The 21,860-nt window shown below is 59.0% G+C and carries 16 protein-coding genes; 5 read left to right on the forward strand and 11 right to left on the reverse strand.

What is annotated here, in order from left to right:
- Positions 1-191: 191 nt before the first annotated feature.
- The gene (locus tag QZR30_RS17480) at positions 192-4,043 is read right to left on the reverse strand and encodes a sensor domain-containing protein (protein WP_046072571.1); all 3,852 of its coding nucleotides are present in this window, start codon (positions 4,041-4,043) and stop codon (positions 192-194) included.
- A gap of 283 nt (positions 4,044-4,326) precedes the next feature.
- On the opposite strand from QZR30_RS17480, the gene ettA reads away from it, so the two are divergent.
- Positions 4,327-5,991, forward strand: coding sequence for an energy-dependent translational throttle protein EttA (gene ettA, locus QZR30_RS17485; protein WP_046069594.1), 1,665 nt, complete (start codon positions 4,327-4,329; stop codon positions 5,989-5,991).
- A 288-nt stretch (positions 5,992-6,279) separates the two neighbouring features.
- A complete protein-coding gene (gene gdhA / locus QZR30_RS17490) occupies positions 6,280-7,617 on the forward strand; it encodes an NADP-specific glutamate dehydrogenase (RefSeq protein ID WP_311903750.1) in 1,338 nt (445 codons plus the stop codon).
- Here the strand turns inward: gdhA and QZR30_RS17495 are convergent.
- The 6 genes from QZR30_RS17495 to QZR30_RS17520 all read right to left on the reverse strand — a co-directional run bounded on the left by QZR30_RS17495 (position 7,614) and on the right by QZR30_RS17520 (position 12,999).
- Positions 7,614-8,111 (reverse strand): GreA/GreB family elongation factor, encoded by a 498-nt coding sequence (locus QZR30_RS17495; RefSeq protein ID WP_311903751.1) that lies wholly within the window; start codon positions 8,109-8,111, stop codon positions 7,614-7,616. The genes gdhA and QZR30_RS17495 overlap by 4 nt on opposite strands.
- A gap of 70 nt (positions 8,112-8,181) precedes the next feature.
- Positions 8,182-8,538: a hypothetical protein gene (locus tag QZR30_RS17500; protein WP_005791596.1), complete on the reverse strand. Its 357-nt coding sequence runs from the start codon at positions 8,536-8,538 to the stop codon at positions 8,182-8,184.
- Between the two features lie 241 nt (positions 8,539-8,779).
- Entirely contained in the window at positions 8,780-9,865 is a 1,086-nt protein-coding gene (locus tag QZR30_RS17505; protein WP_311903752.1) for a type I restriction endonuclease, read from the reverse strand.
- Between the two features lie 236 nt (positions 9,866-10,101).
- Positions 10,102-10,413, reverse strand: a complete 312-nt coding sequence (locus QZR30_RS17510; RefSeq protein ID WP_056845779.1) for a chorismate mutase — start codon at positions 10,411-10,413, stop codon at positions 10,102-10,104.
- A 151-nt stretch (positions 10,414-10,564) separates the two neighbouring features.
- Positions 10,565-12,418, reverse strand: a complete 1,854-nt coding sequence (locus QZR30_RS17515) for an Lnb N-terminal periplasmic domain-containing protein (protein WP_311903753.1) — start codon at positions 12,416-12,418, stop codon at positions 10,565-10,567.
- A gap of 92 nt (positions 12,419-12,510) precedes the next feature.
- Positions 12,511-12,999: a DUF3015 domain-containing protein gene (locus tag QZR30_RS17520; protein ID WP_003194274.1), complete on the reverse strand. Its 489-nt coding sequence runs from the start codon at positions 12,997-12,999 to the stop codon at positions 12,511-12,513.
- Between the two features lie 265 nt (positions 13,000-13,264).
- On the opposite strand from QZR30_RS17520, the gene QZR30_RS17525 reads away from it, so the two are divergent.
- Positions 13,265-15,703, forward strand: coding sequence for a Lon protease family protein (locus tag QZR30_RS17525; RefSeq protein WP_311903754.1), 2,439 nt, complete (start codon positions 13,265-13,267; stop codon positions 15,701-15,703).
- A gap of 294 nt (positions 15,704-15,997) precedes the next feature.
- Positions 15,998-16,315: a PA4575 family protein gene (locus QZR30_RS17530; protein ID WP_046069589.1), complete on the forward strand. Its 318-nt coding sequence runs from the start codon at positions 15,998-16,000 to the stop codon at positions 16,313-16,315.
- A gap of 6 nt (positions 16,316-16,321) precedes the next feature.
- Here the strand turns inward: QZR30_RS17530 and QZR30_RS17535 are convergent, their stop codons facing one another.
- Complete coding sequence (locus QZR30_RS17535; protein WP_311903755.1) at positions 16,322-18,145, reverse strand: hypothetical protein; 1,824 nt, start codon at positions 18,143-18,145, stop codon at positions 16,322-16,324.
- Between the two features lie 162 nt (positions 18,146-18,307).
- On the opposite strand from QZR30_RS17535, the gene QZR30_RS17540 reads away from it, so the two are divergent.
- Positions 18,308-18,796, forward strand: a complete 489-nt coding sequence (locus QZR30_RS17540; RefSeq protein WP_005791582.1) for a TIGR00645 family protein — start codon at positions 18,308-18,310, stop codon at positions 18,794-18,796.
- Between the two features lie 15 nt (positions 18,797-18,811).
- On the opposite strand, the gene QZR30_RS17545 is transcribed toward QZR30_RS17540, so the two are convergent.
- The 3 genes from QZR30_RS17545 to QZR30_RS17555 form a co-directional block, all read right to left on the reverse strand.
- Complete coding sequence (locus tag QZR30_RS17545; RefSeq protein ID WP_274356057.1) at positions 18,812-20,245, reverse strand: ArnT family glycosyltransferase; 1,434 nt, start codon at positions 20,243-20,245, stop codon at positions 18,812-18,814.
- Between the two features lie 116 nt (positions 20,246-20,361).
- Positions 20,362-21,387 carry a hypothetical protein gene (locus QZR30_RS17550; protein WP_311903756.1) on the reverse strand — a complete coding sequence of 342 codons (1,026 nt, stop codon included), beginning with the start codon at positions 21,385-21,387 and terminating at the stop codon, positions 20,362-20,364.
- A gap of 106 nt (positions 21,388-21,493) precedes the next feature.
- Positions 21,494-21,748, reverse strand: a complete 255-nt coding sequence (locus QZR30_RS17555; protein WP_046069586.1) for a DUF6124 family protein — start codon at positions 21,746-21,748, stop codon at positions 21,494-21,496.
- Between the last annotated feature and the right edge of the window lie 112 nt (positions 21,749-21,860).

Raw genomic sequence — 21,860 nt, forward strand, 5'->3', positions numbered from 1 at the left:
CTAACCCAATGGGTTTTGGATGGCATATGAAAGGACATCATGTCGCGGACAAGTGGGGCTCATCTGGAGATGAGTGGTGACTGTGCTGGCCCCATCGGGAGCAAGCCCCCTCCCACATTTGAAGGTATTCACAGTTCAAAATGTGGGAGGGGGCTTGCTCCCGATGGGGCCATTAGCCTCACAACAGCAGCTCAGTCGAACATGAACAGCGCATCATTGCTGAACTGCGCCTCGAACCGATTCGCCGGCATCGGTCGCCCGAACAGGTAACCCTGTACCTCATCACAACCATGTTCGCGCAGAAAATCCAGCTGCTCATGGGTTTCCACACCTTCGGCAATCACCGCCAGGTTCAGGCTGTGGGCCATGGCAATGATCGCCCGGGCAATCTGCGCGTCCTGCTCACCCGAGGGCAGGCCATCGACGAACGTACGGTCGATCTTCAACACGTCGATGGGGAACTGCTTGAGGTAGTTGAGTGATGAATAGCCGGTGCCGAAGTCATCCACCGCGATGCTCAGGCCCAGGTTCTTGAGGCTGGCAAGGATCTGCATGGCTTCGTTGACTTCGCGCATCAGGATGCTTTCGGTCAGTTCCAGCTCCAGGCACGCCGGCGGCAAGCCGGTGTCCTTGAGAATGGTGGCGATGCGCGTGCCCAATTGGCCATCGGAGAACTGCCGCGCCGAGATGTTCACCGAGACTTTCGGCACCCGCACCTTGTTCTGGTGCCAGGTCTTGAGCTGGCGACAGGCTTCGCTGATCACCCAGTCGCCCACGTCCACCACCAGGCCCAACTCCTCCAGCACAGGAATGAAATCACCCGGCGGCACCAAGCCGCGACGCGGATGGCGCCAGCGCAGCAGGGCTTCGGCGCCGGTCAGGCGTTTGCCGTCGCCGCTGAACTGCGGCTGGTAATAGAGCACGAATTCGTTCTGGTCCAGGGCGTGGCGCAGGTCGCTTTCCAGCTCCAGGCGCTCCAGGGCGCTGGCGTTCATGTCGGCCTGGTAGAACTGGAAGTTGTTCTTGCCGCGTTCCTTGGCGTGATACATCGCGGTATCGGCGTTTTTCATCAGTTGGCTCAGCTCGTTGCCGTCTTGCGGGCTGAGGGCGATGCCGATACTGGCGGTGACGAAGAACTCGCGGCCTTCCAGTACAAACGGCTTCACCAGGCTGGCGAGAATCTGCTCGGCCACATGAATCGCGCGGTTCAACGCCATGTCGCGGCTGACCCGCGGTTGCAGGAGCAAGGTGAACTCGTCGCCGCCCATGCGCGCCACGGTGTCGTCCTCGGCCACGCAGCCGAGCAGGCGCGTGGCCATTTCCTTGAGCATGCGGTCGCCGGCGGCATGGCCGAGGGAGTCGTTGATCGGCTTGAAACGGTCTAGGTCGAGGAACATCAGTACCACCCACGACTTCTGCCGCTCGGCCGACTGCAACGCAGTGTGCAGGCGGTCCTGGAACAGTGTGCGGTTGGGTAGGTGGGTCAGGGCGTCGTAGTAGGCCAGGCGGTGGATGCGTTGTTCGCTGGCTTTGCGCTCGCTGATGTCGCTGAAGAAGCAGACGTAGCTGGCCAGATCGCCTTCATCGTCGAACACCGCTGTAATACCGACCCAGGCCGGGTAATGCTCGCCATTGCGCCGCTTGAGCCACACCTCGCCTTCCCAGGTGCTGTGCTGGTGCAGTTGCTTGAGCACATAGCGCAAGTGGGCTTCCTGCTGCTCGTCGACCGTGAGCATGTTCGGCAGTTGGTCGAGCACATCGCTTACGGCATAGCCGCTGACCCGGCTGAACGCCTCGTTGGCCTGCACAATGTAGCCCGCCGGATCGGTGATCAGAATGGCCGAGGTGGAATGCTCGAAAACCGTGGCCGCCATGCGCAGGTCTTTCTCGGCGCGGCGTTGCTGGCTGATATCGCGGCCCACGCCGAGGATGCCTTCAAACGCCCCGTGTTCATCCCATACCAGTACCAGGCGCAGTTCGATCGGCACCTTGCGCCCATCGGCGCGCAGGCAGTCAAACAGGAACAACTGGGTCTGAACATCATCGCGCAGCGTGTTCAAGGCCTCTGGGTTGCCCAGAGCGCGGCTGACCTGTTCCATCAGGCTATAGATGCCGGTCAGCTGTTGTGGGTTGGCGATGATCGACTGCCAGCCATTCTTGAACACCCAGTCCACGTCATAGCCGAGCACGGCGTTGACCGATGGGCTGACGTAGTTGAGGGCCAGTTGGCTGTCGGTGGAGCAGATTACGTCGCTGATGCTTTCGGCCAGCATGCGGTAGCGCTGTTCACTGTCGCGCAGGGATTCGCTGGCCTCGATCTGGTCGGTAATGTCCTTGGCCACGCCGATGATCCGCGTGACCACCGCGGACGTGTCCCGGGCCAGGGCTTGTTCGCGGATATCGAAGCGGCGCCATTGGTTATTGCGGTGGCGAAAACGCAGCTGGCAGTGCAGTTGCGTTGTATAGCCGACCCGGCGCTGCTGTTGGCGCAAGTCGTGGTAATGCTCGGCGTCTTCGGGATGCAGCAGGATTTCCCAGAAGTACTCGCCCATTTGCTGCAGTTCGGCCTTGTTGTAGCCGAGGGTGTGGCCCAGGTGATGGTTGCTGAAAATCATGCGCTGGCTGATCACGTCCTGCACATACAGGTGGTCAGGCACGGTGCGCACCACGTCCGACCAGAAGCTCTCGCGTTCCACCAGTGACAGCTCGATCAGCTTGCGGCTGGTGATGTCGCTGATGCTGAGGATCACCGCCTTGAAGTCGTCCTGTTGCTCCGGCAGGCGCATCACCAGCCACAGGTATTGCTCGTTGCCGGCTACATCGTTGAGCTGGATTTCCAGCTCCAGCTGTTTCTGCTGGGCCAGTACCGCTTCCAGCACCGGGTAGCCGATGGCGGTGGCGTTGCGTGGGCAATCATCGATCAGGCGTTCCCAGGCTTGCTCACATGAGTTTACGTTCAACAGGCGTACCGCCACCTGGTTGACCTCGGTGACCCGCAGTTCCTTGAGCAGTTGCTGGCGTTCGCTGGGGTTGGCCTGCAACCAGGCATGCAGTTGCTCGCGGCTGTGCACTTTGGTTTTGTCGAAGAATGTCTTGAGCCCCGACAGGTCAAGCACGCACAAGGCCACGCCCGTGCCTTCGAAAATGTCCTGGTAGCGCCGCCGGCCCTCGTTCACCTGGCGCTGGCGGCGACGCATATTCAGCAGCACGATCACCGGTATCAGCGAGAACGCCAGCCCCAGCAGGCATTTGCCGATAAACGCCGGCAGCAGTTGTTCAAGCACTGCGCTGCGGTCGAACAGCCCGCGCAGTTGCCAGTCGCTTTTGCTCAAGGGCGTGACCAGCACGCTTTTGTTCAACTCCTCCGGGGTCAGGGCGCCGGCCCACTGCGCCGGCATGCCGCTGTCCCGGCTGACCACGCGGTGGTTCAGGCGGTTCTCGATCGCCCACATCGGGCGCTGGCCCTGGACATCCTGGCGTGTGAGGCCGGCCAGGTAGCTGGGTGCCAGGCGTAATGCCCAGTACACCTTGGAGCCACCGCTGGGCTGGTGCAGCAACAGATAGATGACGGTGCCGTCGTTGTCGTTGCTCAGGTAAAAGGACTGGGAGTGGCTGCGCTTGACCAGCTCTTCAAGCCAGGCGCTGTCGCGGCTGTCGTGGTCGGTGTCGCTGATCAGCGCGCCGCTGGGCGCCAGCAGGGCGAAGCTGCGCAGTTCTGGTAACGAGCGCTGCAAGGTGCGCATCAAGGCCTGCTGCTGTTCGGCATTGCGCGGCGGTTCGACGATGGGCAGCAGGTTCAGGGCGATCTGCGCGCTCAGGGCCATGCTCTGGCTGATTTGCTCGGCCAGGTCGGCACTGTAGTCGATGGTGTATTGCTGCTGGTTTTTCTGGTTTTGCTGCAACTGGTCGAGCAGTTGCCAGAACAATAACGCGAGCAGCAGCAGGACAAGCGTCGCCAATGCGCCCTTCAAGGTGCCGTGCAGGGGCGCTCCCGGCGCAATATGAGCGGCGCGCAAGGGAGTTGGCGGCGTGACTTTGGACAAGCTGTGATCCTGCGGTTGGCTGGACTGGCGCGCGACGTGCACTATAAGCCGGACGCCCGGAGGGCGGCTAGCATGCCTTGAGTTGTGGCAAAGTGCCAGTCCTGCCTGGCTGGACTGCCCCAGCGCATTCAGGTAGCTTTGCCGGTTACGCGGGGGCGTTCCAGCCCCAGACACTCAGGCTCTTCCCCACGCAGGCATTGATCACCGTCAACGGCCCGCGCGGCGCATGGCCTGGCACGGGCTTCGCCCGCTTAATTCATCAGTCACTGACGCTAGGTTCACCATGGCTCAATACGTCTTCACCATGCATCGGCTGGGAAAAGTTGTTCCGCCGAAGCGGGAAATCCTGAAAAACATTTCATTGTCCTTCTTCCCCGGCGCCAAGATCGGCGTGCTCGGCCTCAACGGTTCGGGTAAGTCCACGCTGCTGAAAATCATGGCTGGCGTCGACACCGAGTTCGAGGGCGAAGCCCGTCCGATGCCGGACCTCAACATCGGCTACCTGCCGCAAGAGCCGATCCTGGACCCGACCAAGACCGTGCGCGAAGTGGTCGAAGAGGCCGTCAGCGTGATCAAGGACGCCCAGGCACGCCTGGACGAGGTCTACGCCGCCTACGCCGAACCGGATGCCGACTTCGACAAGCTGGCCGCCGAACAGGCCAAGCTCGAAGCGATCCTGCAGGCCGGCGACGGTCACAACCTGGAGCGCCAGCTGGAAGTCGCCGCCGATGCGCTGCGCCTGCCGGCGTGGGACGCCAAGGTCGAGCACCTGTCCGGTGGTGAGAAGCGTCGCGTGGCCCTGTGCCGCCTGCTGCTGTCGGCGCCCGACATGCTGCTGCTTGACGAACCGACCAACCACCTGGATGCCGATTCCGTCGCCTGGCTGGAGCACTTCCTGCACGATTTCCCGGGCACCGTGGTTGCGATCACGCACGACCGCTACTTCCTGGACAACGTTGCCGGCTGGATCCTCGAGCTCGACCGCGGCGCCGGTATCCCTTACGAGGGCAACTACTCCGGTTGGCTGGAAGCCAAGTCCGACCGTCTGGCTGCCGAATCCAAGCAGCAATCGGCCCACGAAAAAGCCATGAAGGAAGAACTGGAGTGGGTGCGCAAAGGCGCCAAGGCCCGCCAGTCCAAATCCAAGGCACGCCTGCAACGCTTTGAAGAAATGCAGTCGCAGGAATTCCAGAAGCGCAGCGAAACCAACGAAATCTACATCCCGGCCGGCCCGCGCCTGGGTGACAAGGTCATCGAGTTCAAGAACGTCTGCAAAGGCTATGGCGACCGCGTGCTGATCGACAACCTGTCGTTCTCCATGCCAAAAGGCGCGATCGTCGGCGTCATTGGTGGTAACGGCGCGGGTAAATCCACGCTGTTCCGTATGCTGATGGGCAAGGAAACCCCGGACTCCGGCAGCATCGAGATCGGCGACACCGTGCAGCTGGCATGCGTGGACCAGAGCCGCGAAGACCTCGACGGCAGCAAGACGGTGTTCCAGCAGATTTCTGACGGTTCCGACCAGATCCGTATCGGCAACTATGAAATTCCGTCGCGCACCTATGTCGGCCGTTTCAACTTCAAGGGCGGCGACCAGCAGAAGTTCGTCAAGGACTTGTCCGGTGGTGAGCGTGGTCGCTTGCACCTGGCCCTGACCCTGAAAGAGGGCGGCAACGTGTTGCTGCTCGACGAACCGTCCAACGACCTCGACGTGGAAACCCTGCGTTCCCTGGAAGAAGCCCTGCTGGACTTCCCGGGCGCCGCCATTGTGATCTCTCACGATCGGTGGTTCCTTGACCGCGTCGCGACCCACATCCTGGCGTACGAAGACGACTCTCAAGCGGTGTTCTTCGAAGGTAACTACACCGAGTACGAAGCAGACCGTAAAAAGCGCCTGGGCGAAGCGGCTGCCCAGCCGCACCGTGTGCGTCACAAGAAACTGGCCTGATTCAGGTTGGTTTGAAAAAAAACGGAGCCTTCGGGCTCCGTTTTTTGTGTTTTTAATGCGGTCGAATGTGGGAGGGGCTTGCCCCCGATAGCGGTTTACCTGCTGGTGCACTCCCTTGATTTGAAATCCTCTTTTAAGTGCATAAAGCTCGGTAAAACTGGATACAGTTATATCCAATGCACCATTTAATTTCACAAAGGCGACATTTTGCCCTGTCACGGTGCGAAACGAATTGATAAAGTCCGGCTCAATCTCTGTTTAACAACAATCAATTTGCCGAGACTTTTCATGATCGAATCCGTCGAATCCTTCCTGGCCCGCCTCAAGAAACGCGACCCGGACCAACCGGAATTCCACCAGGCCGTAGAAGAAGTCCTGCGCAGCCTGTGGCCTTTTCTTGAAGCCAACCCCCATTACCTGACCTCGGGCATCCTGGAGCGCATTTGCGAACCGGAACGCACTATTACCTTCCGGGTGTCGTGGGTGGATGATCATGGCAAGGTCCAGGTCAATCGCGGCTTTCGGATCCAGATGAACAGCGCCATCGGCCCCTATAAAGGTGGCCTGCGCTTCCACCCGTCAGTGAACCTGGGTGTGCTGAAATTCCTCGCCTTCGAGCAGACCTTCAAGAACTCCCTGACCTCGTTGCCCATGGGCGGCGGCAAAGGCGGCTCGGACTTCGACCCCAAGGGCAAGAGCGACGCCGAAGTGATGCGCTTCTGCCAGGCGTTCATGAGCGAGTTGTACCGCCACATTGGTGCGGACGTGGACGTACCGGCCGGTGATATCGGCGTGGGCGCACGGGAAATCGGCTTCCTGTTTGGCCAGTACAAACGCCTCAGCAACCAATTCACCTCAGTGCTCACCGGCAAAGGCATGACCTATGGCGGCAGCCTGATCCGCCCGGAAGCTACCGGTTTCGGCTGCGTCTATTTCGCCGAGGAAATGCTCAAGCGCCAAGGCCAGCGCGTTGAAGGCAAGCGCGTGGCGGTGTCCGGTTCCGGCAACGTGGCGCAATACGCGGCGCGCAAGGTGATGGACCTGGGCGGCAAGGTGATTTCCCTGTCGGACTCCGAAGGCACCTTGTACGCCGAGAGTGGTTTGACCGAGGCGCAATGGTCAGCCCTGCTGGAGCTGAAAAACGTGCAGCGCGGGCGCATCAGTGAGTTGGCCGAACGCTTCGGCCTGGAGTTCCGTAAAGGCAAGACGCCTTGGGAGCTGGCCTGCGATATCGCCCTGCCATGCGCGACCCAGAACGAACTCGACGCCGACGCCGCCCGCACCCTGCTGCACAACGGCTGTATTTGCGTGGCCGAAGGCGCCAACATGCCGACCACCCTTGAGGCTGTGGATATCTTTATCGACGCGGGCATTCTGTTCGCGCCGGGCAAGGCATCCAATGCCGGCGGCGTGGCCGTTAGTGGCCTGGAAATGTCGCAGAACGCTATGCGCCTGCTGTGGACCGCAGGGGAAGTGGACAGCAAGCTGCACAACATCATGCAATCGATCCACCATGCCTGCGTGCACTACGGTGAGGAAAACGGCCGGGTCAACTACGTCAAGGGCGCCAACATTGCAGGTTTCGTAAAAGTGGCTGACGCGATGCTGGCTCAGGGCATCGTTTAAACCTCAGGTTCGATGCTTAACACTTCGATCAACTGATCGCCGACGGGGCGCTTCCACAGCACCTCGTCACCCACCTGGGCACTCAGCAGGGCGCGGCCAAGGGGCGAGCCCCAGTTGATCAGTCCGGCGTTGGCGTCGGCCTGGTCTTCACCGACCAACTGGATGCGCTGCTGCTCGTCCTGCTCGTTGGCGAACGTGACCCAGCTGCCGATCTGCACCTTGTCGGTGGACGAGGCAGGCGGCACAACCTGGGCGCTTTGCACTCGCTGGTTGAAATAACGCAGGTCCCGCTCAAGATCCGCCTGGCGCTGCTTATCGGCCTGCTCACCCTTGGCGGACTCGGCGCTGTACTCAAGCTGCAATTGCGCAACCTTGGCTTGCAACTGCGCCAACCCTTGCGCGGTCAGGCGGTTGGGCTGTTCGCTGACCTGACGCTCCACCGGCTGATCGGCCTGGGCGGCAGCATTGTCTTCATTTACAAAAGCTCGGCTCATGGCGTTCTCCCTCTATGGCGTTTGGGCCATATTCGCCGTGCTTTAGTTTCAAAGGATGTCTGCAAACGACCTATTGCGAGCGATAGGCCTTGGCCGCATCGCGGTCTTTTTCTTGCTGCCACTCGTGCTCGCGGTCGTTGTTGCGGTTGTCCTGGTAGTCGCGCAGCTCTTCGCTCTCGCGCATAGCCTTGCACTGACGGAAACCATCCTCCCAGCCCTCGGCGTAGTGCTTTTCTTTCAGGTAACGCGGCACGTTCTTGCGAAACTCCCCGGTGATCACCCCAGCAGCCTGGCGACCACTGCTGCAACCGTCGTCAAAACCATCGGCAAAGGCAGGTGGATAACCCTTGGCCAATAAATCCTGATGGGTTGTTTGGCAACCCGCCAGCCACACCACTGCACACAGCATTAGCGCATACCGCCACATGGCGTACTCCCTGGCCGGTTCACGGCTGTTAAGGAGAGTCTAGAAGGGGTTTTGTCAGCTGTATGTGAAAGTGGTGTCAGAGGGATGTGCAGGACTTTTGGCCAAGTACAAAACCAAGTGTGGGAGGGGGCTTGCCCCCGATGGCAGAGTGTCAGTCAGTCTATTTGTTCCTGACCCACCGCTATCGGGGGCAGCCCCCTCCCACAGTTTTATCCACAACTCCCGTCTCCCGCTGCAGGCTTTATTCGTAGTAACCCACTGTCTTTTTTAGCTGATCGGCGTATTCGTAAATTTCGTCAATGGATGAAATGGCGTGCCGGGTCTCATTCTTTTCCTCGTCGAATATCCCGAGGTACTTTTGGCTACGATTGAAGTGGAGCCGGCAGATGGGCTTACGATTGTTGTCGTCCAGTAATATTCCAAAATAGCTTTGGGTATCTCGTTGAACGATTCGTTTGGCATCGACTACGGAGCGAACGACAGCGCGGACGATGTGATAACCCTCCATTTCCTCAAGGGTCGTCAGAATTTTATCTTCTGCCTCTTCTCGATCCTGCAAGTCTGCATTCGCGCTATTCGCGACAGTCAATGATGTCATCGTCGGCTGAATTGCACCGCTCATAGCAGACTTAAGTCGCTCATTAATTTGGTCATTCAAAAATTGAGCTAACGCTTTTCGGGTTAGTTCAAAAAATTGCTCACGGACTCTTTGCGTGATCACTCCTTCATAAACGCGGGATGCGAAGAATTTCACGAAGTCGTCTTCTGGTTTACTGACTTGAGCGCCAAAGAGTTTCTTGAGTTGGCTAACGTATTTCAATTCTCCCGCTGCGCTGATGATTGAGTCCACATCGAAGGCCGACTTGGTAAGTTTTATCAGCTCTGGTACGGAGTATTCATCAATGTCCAGTAGATCCAGTTCTAAAAATGGCTTTTCATCCATTTTATTAGGGGCGTCCAGATCAGTAAAAAATCTGTAGACCTGGCCGTTGGTAAGAATTGAGATTCTTGCACTTGTAACGTGAAAGTACCGAAAGAGCTGCGACGCGTGATTAATGCTCAACGACTCGCCAATCTTTTTGCATTCAATGAGTATCTGAACTTCGCCATCTTTCATGATTGCGTAGTCGATTTTTTCACCCTTTTTCGTCCCTACATCGCAGACAAATTCGGGCGTCACCTCCTGCGGGTCAAACACGTCATAACCCAACACGGTGTTGATAAAAGGCATTACAAAAGCATTTTTTGTAGCTTCTTCTGTTTGGATGGCGGGGCCTTGCAGGCGAACTTTTGCTGCCAAACTGGTGAGTTTTTCAAGAAATTCCATATAAGCCTCTTACCCTATTCGGATCCGTGTATAGAAGTGGTGGCAAATTGATGCCGTTCGATACTAGACACAAAACCTCACAAAGAGAATGAAGTGAGAGACGGTTTATTTCGTCTGAAAAAAGCTAAAAAGTCGTCTGAAATTTCCTGTTTATTTTTCAATGGGTTGCAAGGGTGCTATGGATTTGTGCTTGCAGGCAAAAGGCTGACAAATTCTGAGTAGGTAAGATGGAGGGATCAGGCTCGTGGTTTGTCAGCTTTGTCCAGCGCAGCATATTCAGCCATTTCTTGTCTGATAAACGCCGTAATCATCGCGCGGTACACCTGCTCAGTGACCTCAGGATTGGCGCCGACCACCTGCGATAAGCCCCGCACCTTGGCAATCACCTGTTCAACCCGTTGTGGCGCCTTGACGCCATCGGTGTTTTTTTTGAAGCGTGCGGCTTGGGATACGTAGTGGCCGCGTTCGGCCATCAGAGCGACGATTTGCTGGTCAAGGACGTCGATTTTATTGCGGACTTCTTCGAGGGTAGTGCAGTGAACGGCCATATAAGTGGGCTCCTGTTTATGTGAACAATGCTAACAAAATGTGGGAGGGGGCTTGCTCCCGATTGCGGTGGGTCAGTCAAAAATACTGAGACTGACACTCTGCTATCGGGAGCAAGCCCCCTCCCACATTTTGAGTTTCACCAGGCTTGAGTCAGTAGTGGTACCACTTCACTTCGAGCATCACTTCATTTACCGGCGTGGACAAGTGGCTGTATTCGCGCTGCGCACTCAGGCGCAGGCCCAGGTTGCGCGACAGTTCCCACTGCTGGTTGAGGCTGATGCTGCGCCGCACTTCGCCGTTGGTGAAGAAATCGCCCTTGGCTTCCAGGCTCAGGTTGCCCAGCGGGTTCTTCCATAGCACGCCGGTGTTGAAACCGGCGGCGGGGGAGATGGCTTCGCTGAAGTCGTTGTTGTGCTCAACGCGCACGGTGCCGAGGGCGAAGCCGAGCATGTCGTCGCTCAACTGCCAGGTACCGCCCGCGCCGCCGTTGACGTGGGCGACCAGGGTTTCGTCGTCGTGCTTGCCCGGCACGCGCTCCAGGCCGCCGGTGACTTGCCATGACCAGGGTTGCAGCAGTGCATTGCGCGGGGTCAGGGAGCGGATGGTGGCCAGGTCCAGTTGCTGCAGTTGCCAGTGGTTACCTTCGTACTGGCGCAGTTTCATTTGCAGGATTTCGATCTGGGCGCCCAGGGGGAAGCCTTCGGCGTTGTCGTTGAGGTCGTGATAGGCCATGCGCAGGCCGTATTCGCCGAAGGCTTTGTCGCCTCGGGTGCCGATGCCGGCTTGCCAGGTGCGTGATTGGTGGCCGTTCTCGGGCAAGCCTGGGGGCGTGATCTTGAGGTCGGGCGCAGGGTTCTGGTTGATCGCTCGCAGCAGCTCGAAGCTGCGCTGGGAGCGTGCACTGTCGCGCTCCAGACCGTTGGCGCGATAGCGGCCCAGACGGTAGGCGGCGTCGATGATCAGGGCCTGGCGCTCACGGGGCAGGACCTTGAAGGCTGGTTCCTGCAGTTGTTTCTGGTCATCGCTGATTTTCAATACCCACTGTTGCTCATCGCCATCCAACGGCTTGGCGCGTTCCAGCAGTTCGCGCTCACGGGAGGGCCGATAGTCGATCTTCTCCACCAGGCCCTCGTCCTTCACGGCCTTGACCGTGTCGGTAGGGATCGCTGTCAGCGGGAATTGCTCGGTCAGGCGCAGGCCGGGGCGGGCCACCTGCAGCAGCTCCAGCAGGCGATAGGAGCAGTTTTCATCGAAGAAGAAATAGTCGAACTGGATCTGCTTGAGTTCCCACACGTGCTCGACCATGCGCTTGGTCTCGACTTCGGTGAGGTTCAGGCGGTATTCCCACAGGTCGCGGTTTTCCAGGCTACGGTATTCGGAGAGTTTCTCCTGGTAGGGCACCAAGGCGAACAGACCAGGGTAGCCCCCCATCAGGCCCTTCCAGGCGTAGAGGATGCTGTTATCGGAGCCTTCGATGTAGGCGCCGAAGTTGATCGCATAGCTGAGCAACGCGGTGTTGTTGCTTTGCACATCGGCCTGGTCGATGCGCAGCAGGGTGTGGCCGAACATCGACGACGGGCTGTTGAGATAGGCCGCCGGGAAAATCATCACCGCGCTATGGGGGGCGACGTCCTTGAACCATTGGGTGAATTCTTTGCAGTCCAGAGCGGGCAGGTCGGTCAGGTGCAACTGATCCTTGAGCCAGCGGGTGCGTGCAGGGTAGACGCATTGGGCGTGTTTTTCACCCAGGCTGGCCGGTTCGTACAGCGCATCGACGGTGGCCTTTAGTTCGGCATCCGGATGGTGGGCGCCATCGGCGGCAAGGAAGAACTTCTTGTCGCTGACATAGCTGCGCCAGCCGCTGATCTTGCCGGCTTCGTAATGCCCAAGCGAAAGCCAGAACGGGTCATTGGCCAGTTGCTGCAAACGTTGATCGTCGAGGTGCGGGGCCGCATGCAGCGGGGCGCAGGCGAAGAGAGCCAGGCAAGCGAGGCGTTTGAGCATGGGGGCTACTTAAGTCGGACTGAAAAAAAGACCCAAGGGGGGCAGGTCGAAAAAATAAAACCCGCGCCTCGAAAGACGCGGGCGGGTCGAGCTTAAGCCTGGGTTGCGTATTTCGCCAGACGGGCATCACTTTTCAGTACTGCGATGGTGTTGTTGTGCACGTCGTCAGCGGTCACGTCAGCCTTGCTGAAGATCTGCTGGAAGTGCTCGTGGGTCACGGCCGCGAAGTGATCGCGATCTTCCGGGGCAACACCCAGTACCACCGCGTAGGTGGTCAGTGCTTCGCCGTTGCCTTTGGCCATGTCTTCGGACAGCTCGTTCATCATGCCATTCATGGCAATCCAGGACTTGCCGCCGTAGGTCAGGGCGCTGTTGGTGCTGCAACCGTTGGTGCCCGAGGTCATGCCGAATGTGGCGTTACCCGAGGTGCCGTTGGTGGTGGAGGCCAGGAAGTGGGCCGGAGTGCCGCGCTGGCCTTCGAACAACATGTTGCCCCAACCGCAGTTCGGGCCACCTGGTGCTTCTGCCATTGCATTGAGGGAGACGACGGTGAAGAGAGTACCAAGAAGGATCCGTTTCATAGCTTTGTTCTCTTTGTGTGCAAACCAATGGACAAGGGTTCAGGCGCTTCGCAACGCCCTAGGGGCCAGTTATTAGTCCAACCCGCGCAATTTGGAGTTTAGGCACGTTCCCGGGGTTCCGTGTTTTTTTATAAACATTCAATCTCTGGCGATTTTTTTGTAGGACGCGTGCGGTGGCTATGCTTTCCCGAAAGCGCGCCTTGCCAGAGCGCTCAACCGGGAGCCAGAATGCGCCCATCTGCCCCGCCTGATGTAAGGAAGCCCGATGCCTGATCCTGTTGCTGCCAGCTTGCGTCTAGCGCCCGAAGCGCTGACTCGCCCTTTCTCCGCTGAACAGTTCAGCTTCTCGACCACCAATGATTTGGAGCCCTTTCGCGGTGTGCTTGGCCAGGAACGTGCGGTTGAAGCCTTGCAGTTCGGCGTGGCCATGCCACGCCCCGGTTACAACGTGTTTGTCATGGGCGAGCCGGGCACCGGTCGCTTTTCGTTCGTCAAACGCTACCTGAAAGCCGAAGGCAAGCGCCTGCAGACCCCGGCAGATTGGGTCTATGTGAATAATTTCGATGAACCGCGCGAACCCCGCGCCCTGGAATTACCGGGGGGCGGCGCTGCGGCGTTTATCGCCGATATCAACGGCTTGGTCGACAACCTGGTCGCGACCTTCCCGGCAGTGTTTGAACACCCGACTTATCAACAGCGCAAAAGCGCCATCGACCGGGCGTTCAACCAGCGCTACGACAAGGCGCTTGATGTGATCGAGCGCCTGGCCCTGGAAAAGGACGTGGCGCTGTATCGCGACAGCTCCAACATCGCCTTCACGCCGATGTTCGATGGCAAGGCGCTGGACGAAGCCGAGTTCTCGCAACTGCCTGAGGCCGATCGGGAGCGTTTCCACACCGATATCTCCGAGTTGGAAGAACGTCTCAACGAAGAACTCGCCAGCCTGCCGCAGTGGAAGCGTGAGTCCAACAACCAACTGCGCCAGTTCAACGAAGAAACCATCACACTGGCCCTGCAGCCTTTGCTGGCGCCGCTGTCGGAAAAATACGCAGAAAACGCCGGGGTCTGCGGCTACCTGCAAGCCATGCAGGTGTACCTGCTCAAAACCGTGGTCGAGCAATTGGTGGATGACGCCAAGACCGATGCCCAGGCGCGCAAGCTGCTCGAAGAGCAGTACTGCCCGAGCCTGGTGGTGGGCCATCCGCTCAACGGTGGCGCGCCAGTGGTGTTTGAACCGCACCCTACCTACGACAACCTGTTTGGCCGCATCGAATACAGCACCGACCAGGGCGCGCTCTACACCACTTATCGCCAACTGCGCCCGGGCGCCTTGCACCGCGCCAATGGCGGCTTCCTGATTCTTGAAGCCGAGAAAATGCTCAGCGAGCCGTTCGTGTGGGATGCGCTCAAGCGTTCCCTGCAATCGCGCAAGCTGAAGATGGAATCGCCCCTGGGCGAGCTGGGCCGCCTGGCTACCGTGACCCTCAACCCGCAAATGATCCCGTTGCAGGTCAAGGTGATCATCATCGGCTCGCGCCAGCTGTACTACGCATTGCAAGACGCCGATCCGGACTTCCAGGAAATGTTCCGTGTACTGGTGGACTTCGACGAAGACATCCCGATGGTCGACGAAAGCCTGGAGCAGTTCGCCCAGTTGCTCAAGACCCGCACCTCGGAAGAAGGCATGGCGCCACTGACCTCGGACGCGGTGGCGCGCCTGGCGACCTACAGCGCCCGCCTGGCGGAACACCAGGGCCGGTTGTCGGCGCGGATTGGCGATTTGTTCCAGTTGGTCAGCGAGGCGGATTTCATTCGTCACCTGGCCGGCGACGAAATGACCGATGCCGGGCATATCGAGCGCGCCCTCAAGGCCAAGGCCACGCGTACCGGCCGCGTGTCGGCGCGGATTCTTGACGACATGCTCGCCGGCGTCATTTTGATCGACACGGCTGGCGCCGCCGTGGGCAAGTGCAATGGGCTGACGGTGCTGGAGGTCGGCGACTCGGCATTCGGTGTCCCGGCGCGGATTTCCGCCACGGTATACCCGGGCGGCAGCGGGATTGTCGACATCGAGCGCGAAGTTAACCTCGGCCAGCCGATCCACTCCAAGGGCGTGATGATCCTCACCGGTTACCTGGGCAGCCGCTATGCTCAGGAATTCCCGTTGGCCATCTCCGCTAGCATCGCCCTGGAGCAATCCTACGGTTATGTGGACGGCGACAGTGCTTCCTTGGGCGAGGCCTGCACCTTGATCTCGGCCTTGTCGAAGACGCCGCTCAAGCAGTGCTTCGCCATCACCGGCTCGATCAACCAGTTTGGTGAAGTGCAGGCGGTGGGTGGGGTCAACGAGAAAATCGAAGGTTTCTTCCGTCTGTGTGAAGCACGCGGCTTGACCGGTGAGCAAGGCGCGATCATCCCCCAGGCCAACGTGGCCACGCTGATGCTCGACGAGAAGGTGTTGCAGGCCGTGCGCAACGGGCAGTTCCATATCTATGCAGTACGCCAGGCGGATGAAGCCTTGAGCCTGTTGGTGGGTGAGGATGCCGGTGAGCCGGATGCCGAGGGGCAATTCCCGGAAGGCACCGTGAATGCGCGGGTGGTTGAGCGTTTGCGGGCGATTGCCGAGATGATCAGCGAGGAAGATCTTAAGGAGGCGGAGAAAGAGCTGGCGCAGCAGGCGTTGGCAGAAGCCAAACCAACCTGATCCCTCAAGCTCGATGGAGATCAAAATGTAGGGGGCTTGCTCCCGATAGCAGTGGGTCAGTCAAAATTGCTTAGACTGGCACGCTGCAATCGGGAGCAAGCCCCCTCCCACATTTGCTCCTGCGTATGTCATTAAATTGACAGTTGTCCCGGGAAAACGTCCGTTGGTCCCTACGACCTTGGTTTGGCGCGTTTTTCTTCTATTCTCAATTCAGGGATATCCACAGGAGTCGCAGGATAGAGACAGCCTCGCCTCGCGCTGGGGCTGAACACCGATCTACCGAGGGTCGCCGCCATGTCGCGCAACCTTTGCCTTACCCGCCAGTGCCTGGGCCTGGTCACCCGTATTGAATGCTCCATTCGCCCACTCGCCGGGGACAACGGACTGTGGACGTTATTGTTTGCCGCTGGAATGTCGGGCGAACAGCCTTCCACCGTCAAGTCCGAGGGCCCGTTTAACGGGCCCTGGGTGGCTGAAACAATGCTGGGCTCCATCGTCGATAACCTGACCTTGCATGGCTATGAGCAGATGGACGAACCGCAGATCTGGTGCCTGCACCTGCAAGCCCATCTGCGCCACCTCAATGGCAGTCAAGAGCGGCTGGCCCTGTAGCGCCGGCTATTTGCTCTCAGGCTTGTCCAGCTTGACCTCAAAGCCGTATTGCACGGTGCTGAGGTCGGTGCGCTGGTAACTTTCCAGCGTAGTCGGCTGGCCGTAGAAATAATGCACGTCAAACAACGCCGTGCCGTATTCCTCGGCACGGTGGCTGACGCTGAGGACCTCCTTGAGGTACTTGCCGCTGGCGTCCTTGGCATAGAAGCGCCAGCTATCGGATGGAAAATCCTTCTGGTCGACGATCAGTGCGTTGTCCTTGAGCGACAGGCCCTTGGGCAGCTTGGCCACGTCAATCGTGGTTTTTTCAATGCTCGCCAGGAAGAGCGGTACGGAGCCCACTACAAACGCCGGAGTCTCAGGGAACAGGTTGAGGTCGTAGGTGAGCGTGCCGCTGGCGGCGTTCAGCTCAAACGCCTCGGTCGGCAACTCGATAGGCTCGCCGCGTTCGCCCTTGTCGTCGGCGGTGAAGAAGGTGATAGGCGCATCGCTGTTGTTACGCTCGGCGCCGACCAGGTCATCATTGAACGTATAGGGGTGATCAAACACGATTTTCGCCGCACTGGCGTCTTCGGTCGATTGGCTGATGGTGACGCTGCGTTTGAGTTGGTCTTCGCTCATCGAGGCATCTTTTAGCCAACTGGCGGCGCTGTCGTCATACACCGTGACCGGCATCGGCAGAGCCTGAACGGTTTGCTGCAGGCTGTTTCTGTCGAAGCGCAGCACCGGCAGGTTCAGGTCTTTGTGGGTGACCGTAGCTGTAGAAAAATCCAGCACATTGACCTGCAGATTGTCGATCAGCCCATTGAAATACACTTTGGCGTAATGGCTGCTCTGCTTGTGTTCGAAGGCTTTTTGCTCGTCGGTAAGCTGTTTCTCGAGGGCCTCGGACCAGGTCTTTTGTTTCTGCATTTCAGCCAATTGTTTCTCATAGAACGCCACCTGCGCGGCGCTCTCGTTGATCGAGCCTGAGCGCGTGAGAAATTGCCCGGTGCTGTCCCGTGCCTGCAACAGCAGCGGGTTCGGCGACTCGTCGCCCAGTTCGGCGGCGAGGGGGGCGCTATTGGTCAGTTCGATCTCGGCGTAGTTCTTTTCCAGCACCAGCAGGTTGAGGGTGATATTGCCCTCGGTGCGTTTATGGCCGACGTCTTTTTTCGTCAGATCGAAAGTCAGCACCTTGCCCGGGGTGACCACTTCGACTGCGCCTTTGAGGCTGACTGGCTGTGGTTGGCTTTTGTTTTCCGTCTCGATGCCTTCGATAAACGGATACGTGACCGTCAGGTCGTCGGGGTTGGTCAGGTTGGAGCTGCTCGGGCTCAGTTGGATGCCAGGGTCGGTTTCCGACCACTCCGGCTGGAAAGGAATGACTTTATTGTTGCTCAGGGTGACCGATTGCCATTCCAGGCCATGGGGGAAGGGGAACTGGTCGGGGGCGTTGAAGTTGAAAGGGAAGACCGGCTGCAAATCCGTCAGGTAGTCCGAATGGGAGGTCTTGCGCAGCACGAACAGGCCGTTGATATAGGTGTCCACCAGGGCCTGCGGGGTAGGGTAGTGCTTGAGCAGGGCCAGGCTGTCTTCGCCGTACTCGGCTTCGATGGGCTTGCTGGCAAGCTTGAGGCGCGCACGCTCCAGCAACAGCAGCGAGCCGCCGAGGTCGGCGATGGCGTCGCGCAGCTTGGGGTCTTGGATGTCGTCCAGAGACTGTTCGAATTGGGCGGTTTTCTCTTCGAGGGTGGCCTGCTTCTGCTCTTCTTTGGGGGAGCAGCCGCTGGCCATCAGCAACGCCGCGCACAGGCCGAGAGTGGCCAAAGGGGATCGCACATCCATCATCTGAGTTTTCCTGTCCGACATCATCGAGCCGAGTTAATGGTCTCGACACTAGCAGAAAAACTCTCTTACAGATGCCACTTGGGTCAGTTTTCTAGCGGTGACAGTGGCCGGGTGGCGGCTGGTATACTCGGCGCCATTTTTAGCCAAGCTGTGTGAGATTCAATGGAACGCTTTATCGAAAATACGATGTACGCCTCGCGTTGGCTGCTGGCGCCGATCTATCTGGGGCTGTCCCTGGGCTTGCTGATCCTGGCGCTGAAATTCTTCCAGGAAATCATTCACGTGATTCCCAACATCTTCACCATGTTGGAAGCGGAAGTGATCCTGTTGCTGCTGTCGCTGATCGACATGGCCCTTGTGGGCGGCTTGCTGGTGATGGTGATGATTTCCGGCTACGAGAACTTCGTCTCGCAGCTGGATATCGATGAAAACAAGGAAAAACTCAATTGGCTGGGCACCATGGACTCTTCGTCGCTGAAGATGAAAGTGGCGGCCTCCATCGTGGCGATTTCCTCCATCCACCTGCTGCGCATCTTCATGGACGCCAAGAACGTCGATCCGCAACACCTGATGTGGTACGTGATCATCCACATGACCTTCGTGGTCTCGGCGTTTGCCATGGGCTATCTGGACAAGCTCACCAAGCACTGATGCCCCGCGCCGGCCTTACTGCTCGACGAAGTAGTAAGGCTGGCGGTTGATCGCCATCTGCTTGATGACCGTGACCTTCTCGTTCAGCCGGTCGGTATGATCCATCAGCGCAACATTGCCGGGCTTGGCAGTGAGGAAGGCGCGCAGCTCGGTTTCGGTCTTGAGGATCGGCAGGTAGGCTTGCAGGTAGAACACGCTGGCGCCGGCGATCCGCTCGTTGGGCTGGAACATCGCCACCGCTTTCCCTTCGTCCTGCAGCGTCTGGATCTGACTCATCACCGGTACGAATGAGTGGCGCACGTCGGCTTTAGGTGCGAACCAGAATGCCGCGCTCAGGTAACAGGCGATGGCCAGGCTGAAAACCCCGGCGATGATGCGCCGGTGGTAACGGTACAGCGCCGGCTTGTGTGCCTTGGCCCACTCCAACAACACCCGTGCATATTCGGCGGCCAGCACGGCAGCCGCCGGGGTGAGTGCCATCAGGTAAACCGTGCGTTTGCTCGAAGCCAGGGTCAGCAAGGTGAACTGCGCCATCAGCCACACGCTGAAAAACAGACGGTAACGGTTGCGCACCAGGCTCTTACGGAAGTGCCACAGGCCTAGGTACACCAGGATATTCCAAGGCAGGAAGGCCTCTGGCAGCTTGGCGATGTAATAGTAGAACGGCTCGTAGTGCCCGGCTTCGACAAACGAGCCGCTGAAGCGTCCGACGCTGTTGGTCCATAACACTTCCCCCACGGCCTGCATCCCGCCGCGTTGAAACAGAAACCCCAGCCAGATCAGCAAGGGCACCAAGGCCAACAGTGTGAACAATGCCGGCTTGAGCCAGTCGCCGATGCGCAGGCGTTTATCCATCAGGCTGGTGCTGAGCAGGTAGACGAAGATCACGATACCCGGCATTGCCAGGCCCAACACGCCTTTACTCAGGGTGGCGATGACCATGCCGGCGGTAAACAACGCCCAGGCCCACGCACTGGAGCCTTCGCGCTCGGGCCGCACAGCCTGGTAAAACCCCAGCAATGCCATGGTCACGCCGAGGCTGAGCAACGAATCCTCACCCACCCCCCGCACATTGCCCCAGTAACTGGCCATGGTTGCCAGGATCAGCGCAGCACTGAATGCCAGCGTCTGCGGCCGCCCGAATCGGCGCAGCATGCCGTACAGCATCATCACGCTGAACAAACCGGCAAACGCCGACGCCAGGCGCACGGCCCCGGTGCTGGCGCCAAATAGGCGAATCGCGCCGGCATCCAGCCACAGGCTCAGGGGCGGTTTTTCCAGGAAAGGCTCGCGAAACAGGCGCGGCACCACCCAGTCATCGTCCAGGTGCATGGCCATGGCGATCCCGGACACCCGGGCTTCGGTGGAGCCTTGCAGCTCATGGTTGCCAAGGGCGAAGAAGAACAGCAGACCAGCAAGCAGGAGCAGCAGGGGAGCGGGACGCGTCATGGAATCTGGCTACCGGGGCATGAGACCGATCGGGCGACCGGTCATGGGTAGTCAGGGAGTATACGAGCGCGATTCTTAACCTTTGGTGAACGACAATAGGGTTTTATCAGCCTGGTTCAGGGTAGTTTCAAGCTGGGCAATGCCGCTTTGCCTTGTTCGGTCAGCACCGGTTCCAACTGCTCCCAGGTGAAGCTCAAGTCGTTGTCGCAACCGTCACCATTGGCAGGAGTCGAGAGTTGCAGGCCCTGGGTGTTGAAGCTGAGGTGAAAGTTGGAGTAATCGGTGATCGCGGGGCAGCCCTCGTCGGTAGTGGTTTGCTTGGCCAGCCAAGTGCTGAAGGCGGCGGGTAGCTTCAAATGGCCGGAATAGGCGTCATGCCATTGCTGATGGCCGCCGAGCCAGGTCCATGGGTCCACACTGTCACCGGTTTGCAGGTTCCAGGAGTGCAGGCCCCAACTGATGCCCATGGCGCCTTGGCCTGCGGCCCAGCGGTAGAACCGCACGGTGAGAAATTGCGATGACCAATAGGCGGGTTCAACCTCGATTTCACTGGTATAGACCGACCCGTTTCGACCCAGGTATTCACGCCGTTCATAAAAATAGTCGGTTAGATCTTCGTCATTGACGGCCAGGGCGGCGAGTTGCTGGTTGATCTTCTGCACTGCCGGGCTGTCACCTTCCAGCTTGAGCGTGACGCGGGGGCCTTGGGTCTTGAGCTGGTAGGTGTGGTTTTGGAAAGTTTTCTTCTCAGTCTTGATCGGCAGCGGCGCGGCTTCCATAGGCGCGTTGTAGGCATCGCTGCCGCAGCCGTCCGCGCCAATGCGGCGCAGGGCCAGTGGCAGCGGCGTGCCGCCATCTGTTTTGCTCCAAGCACCAGAAAGGGTATCGCCCTGAGGTTTTTGCAGGGCCCAGAAACCGGTATTACCTTCCTCTACCCAAGGGGCGTTGTCGTTGGCCTGGGTCAACTGGATAGGGGTACGGATGCGCTGGTAGTAATAACTGCCATGCTCCCCGTCGGCGCCATTGAAACAGACGGTAATAGCGGACTTGCCCAAAGTACCTTGCCAAACCCCGTCCAGCTCGGCAGCGGTTGCGAATGAAGGGATGAAGGCGAGGGCGATGACGGCAAAGGGCTTGAACACGGGTATCTGACTTCCGGTTGTCTGATAAAGGCCGTCAGGGTAATGGGAAGTGTGAGGGGATGCCAGCGGGCGAGGTGCGGTGAGGCGTCTCGCCCTTTTTCGTGTTTTAGGGCTGTGGTGTCTGGCTAGTGAATGGCTGGGTGTTCAGGACTCGTTCTACGAGTAACTCACCCAGAACGATCAATTGCTGAGCGGCCAGCAACTTGTGGCGGTGCGCGCCTTCAAGCTCGAAAGCCAAGTCGGTAGTCATGGCGTTGAGAGAGGCGAGGGTTTCGCTGGCTTGGATTAGCAGGGTTTCGGGGTGGATGTCTTCGGCGAGGATGAAGAGGGTGGTTGGGGGATTGGGGGTGATTTTTTTCATGATGAAGCTCCCACACTGTTTAAGGAGCTGCCTCTCCCTGCTGTCAAACAGGAATGGGTGGCAGCTGTACGCGGGTTGACAGACCGGAAGTGTAGGAACCCGGCGCACCCGA

Source organism: Pseudomonas sp. rhizo25 (assembly GCF_031931935.1).
GTDB classification, from domain to species: Bacteria; Pseudomonadota; Gammaproteobacteria; order Pseudomonadales; family Pseudomonadaceae; genus Aquipseudomonas; species Aquipseudomonas synxantha.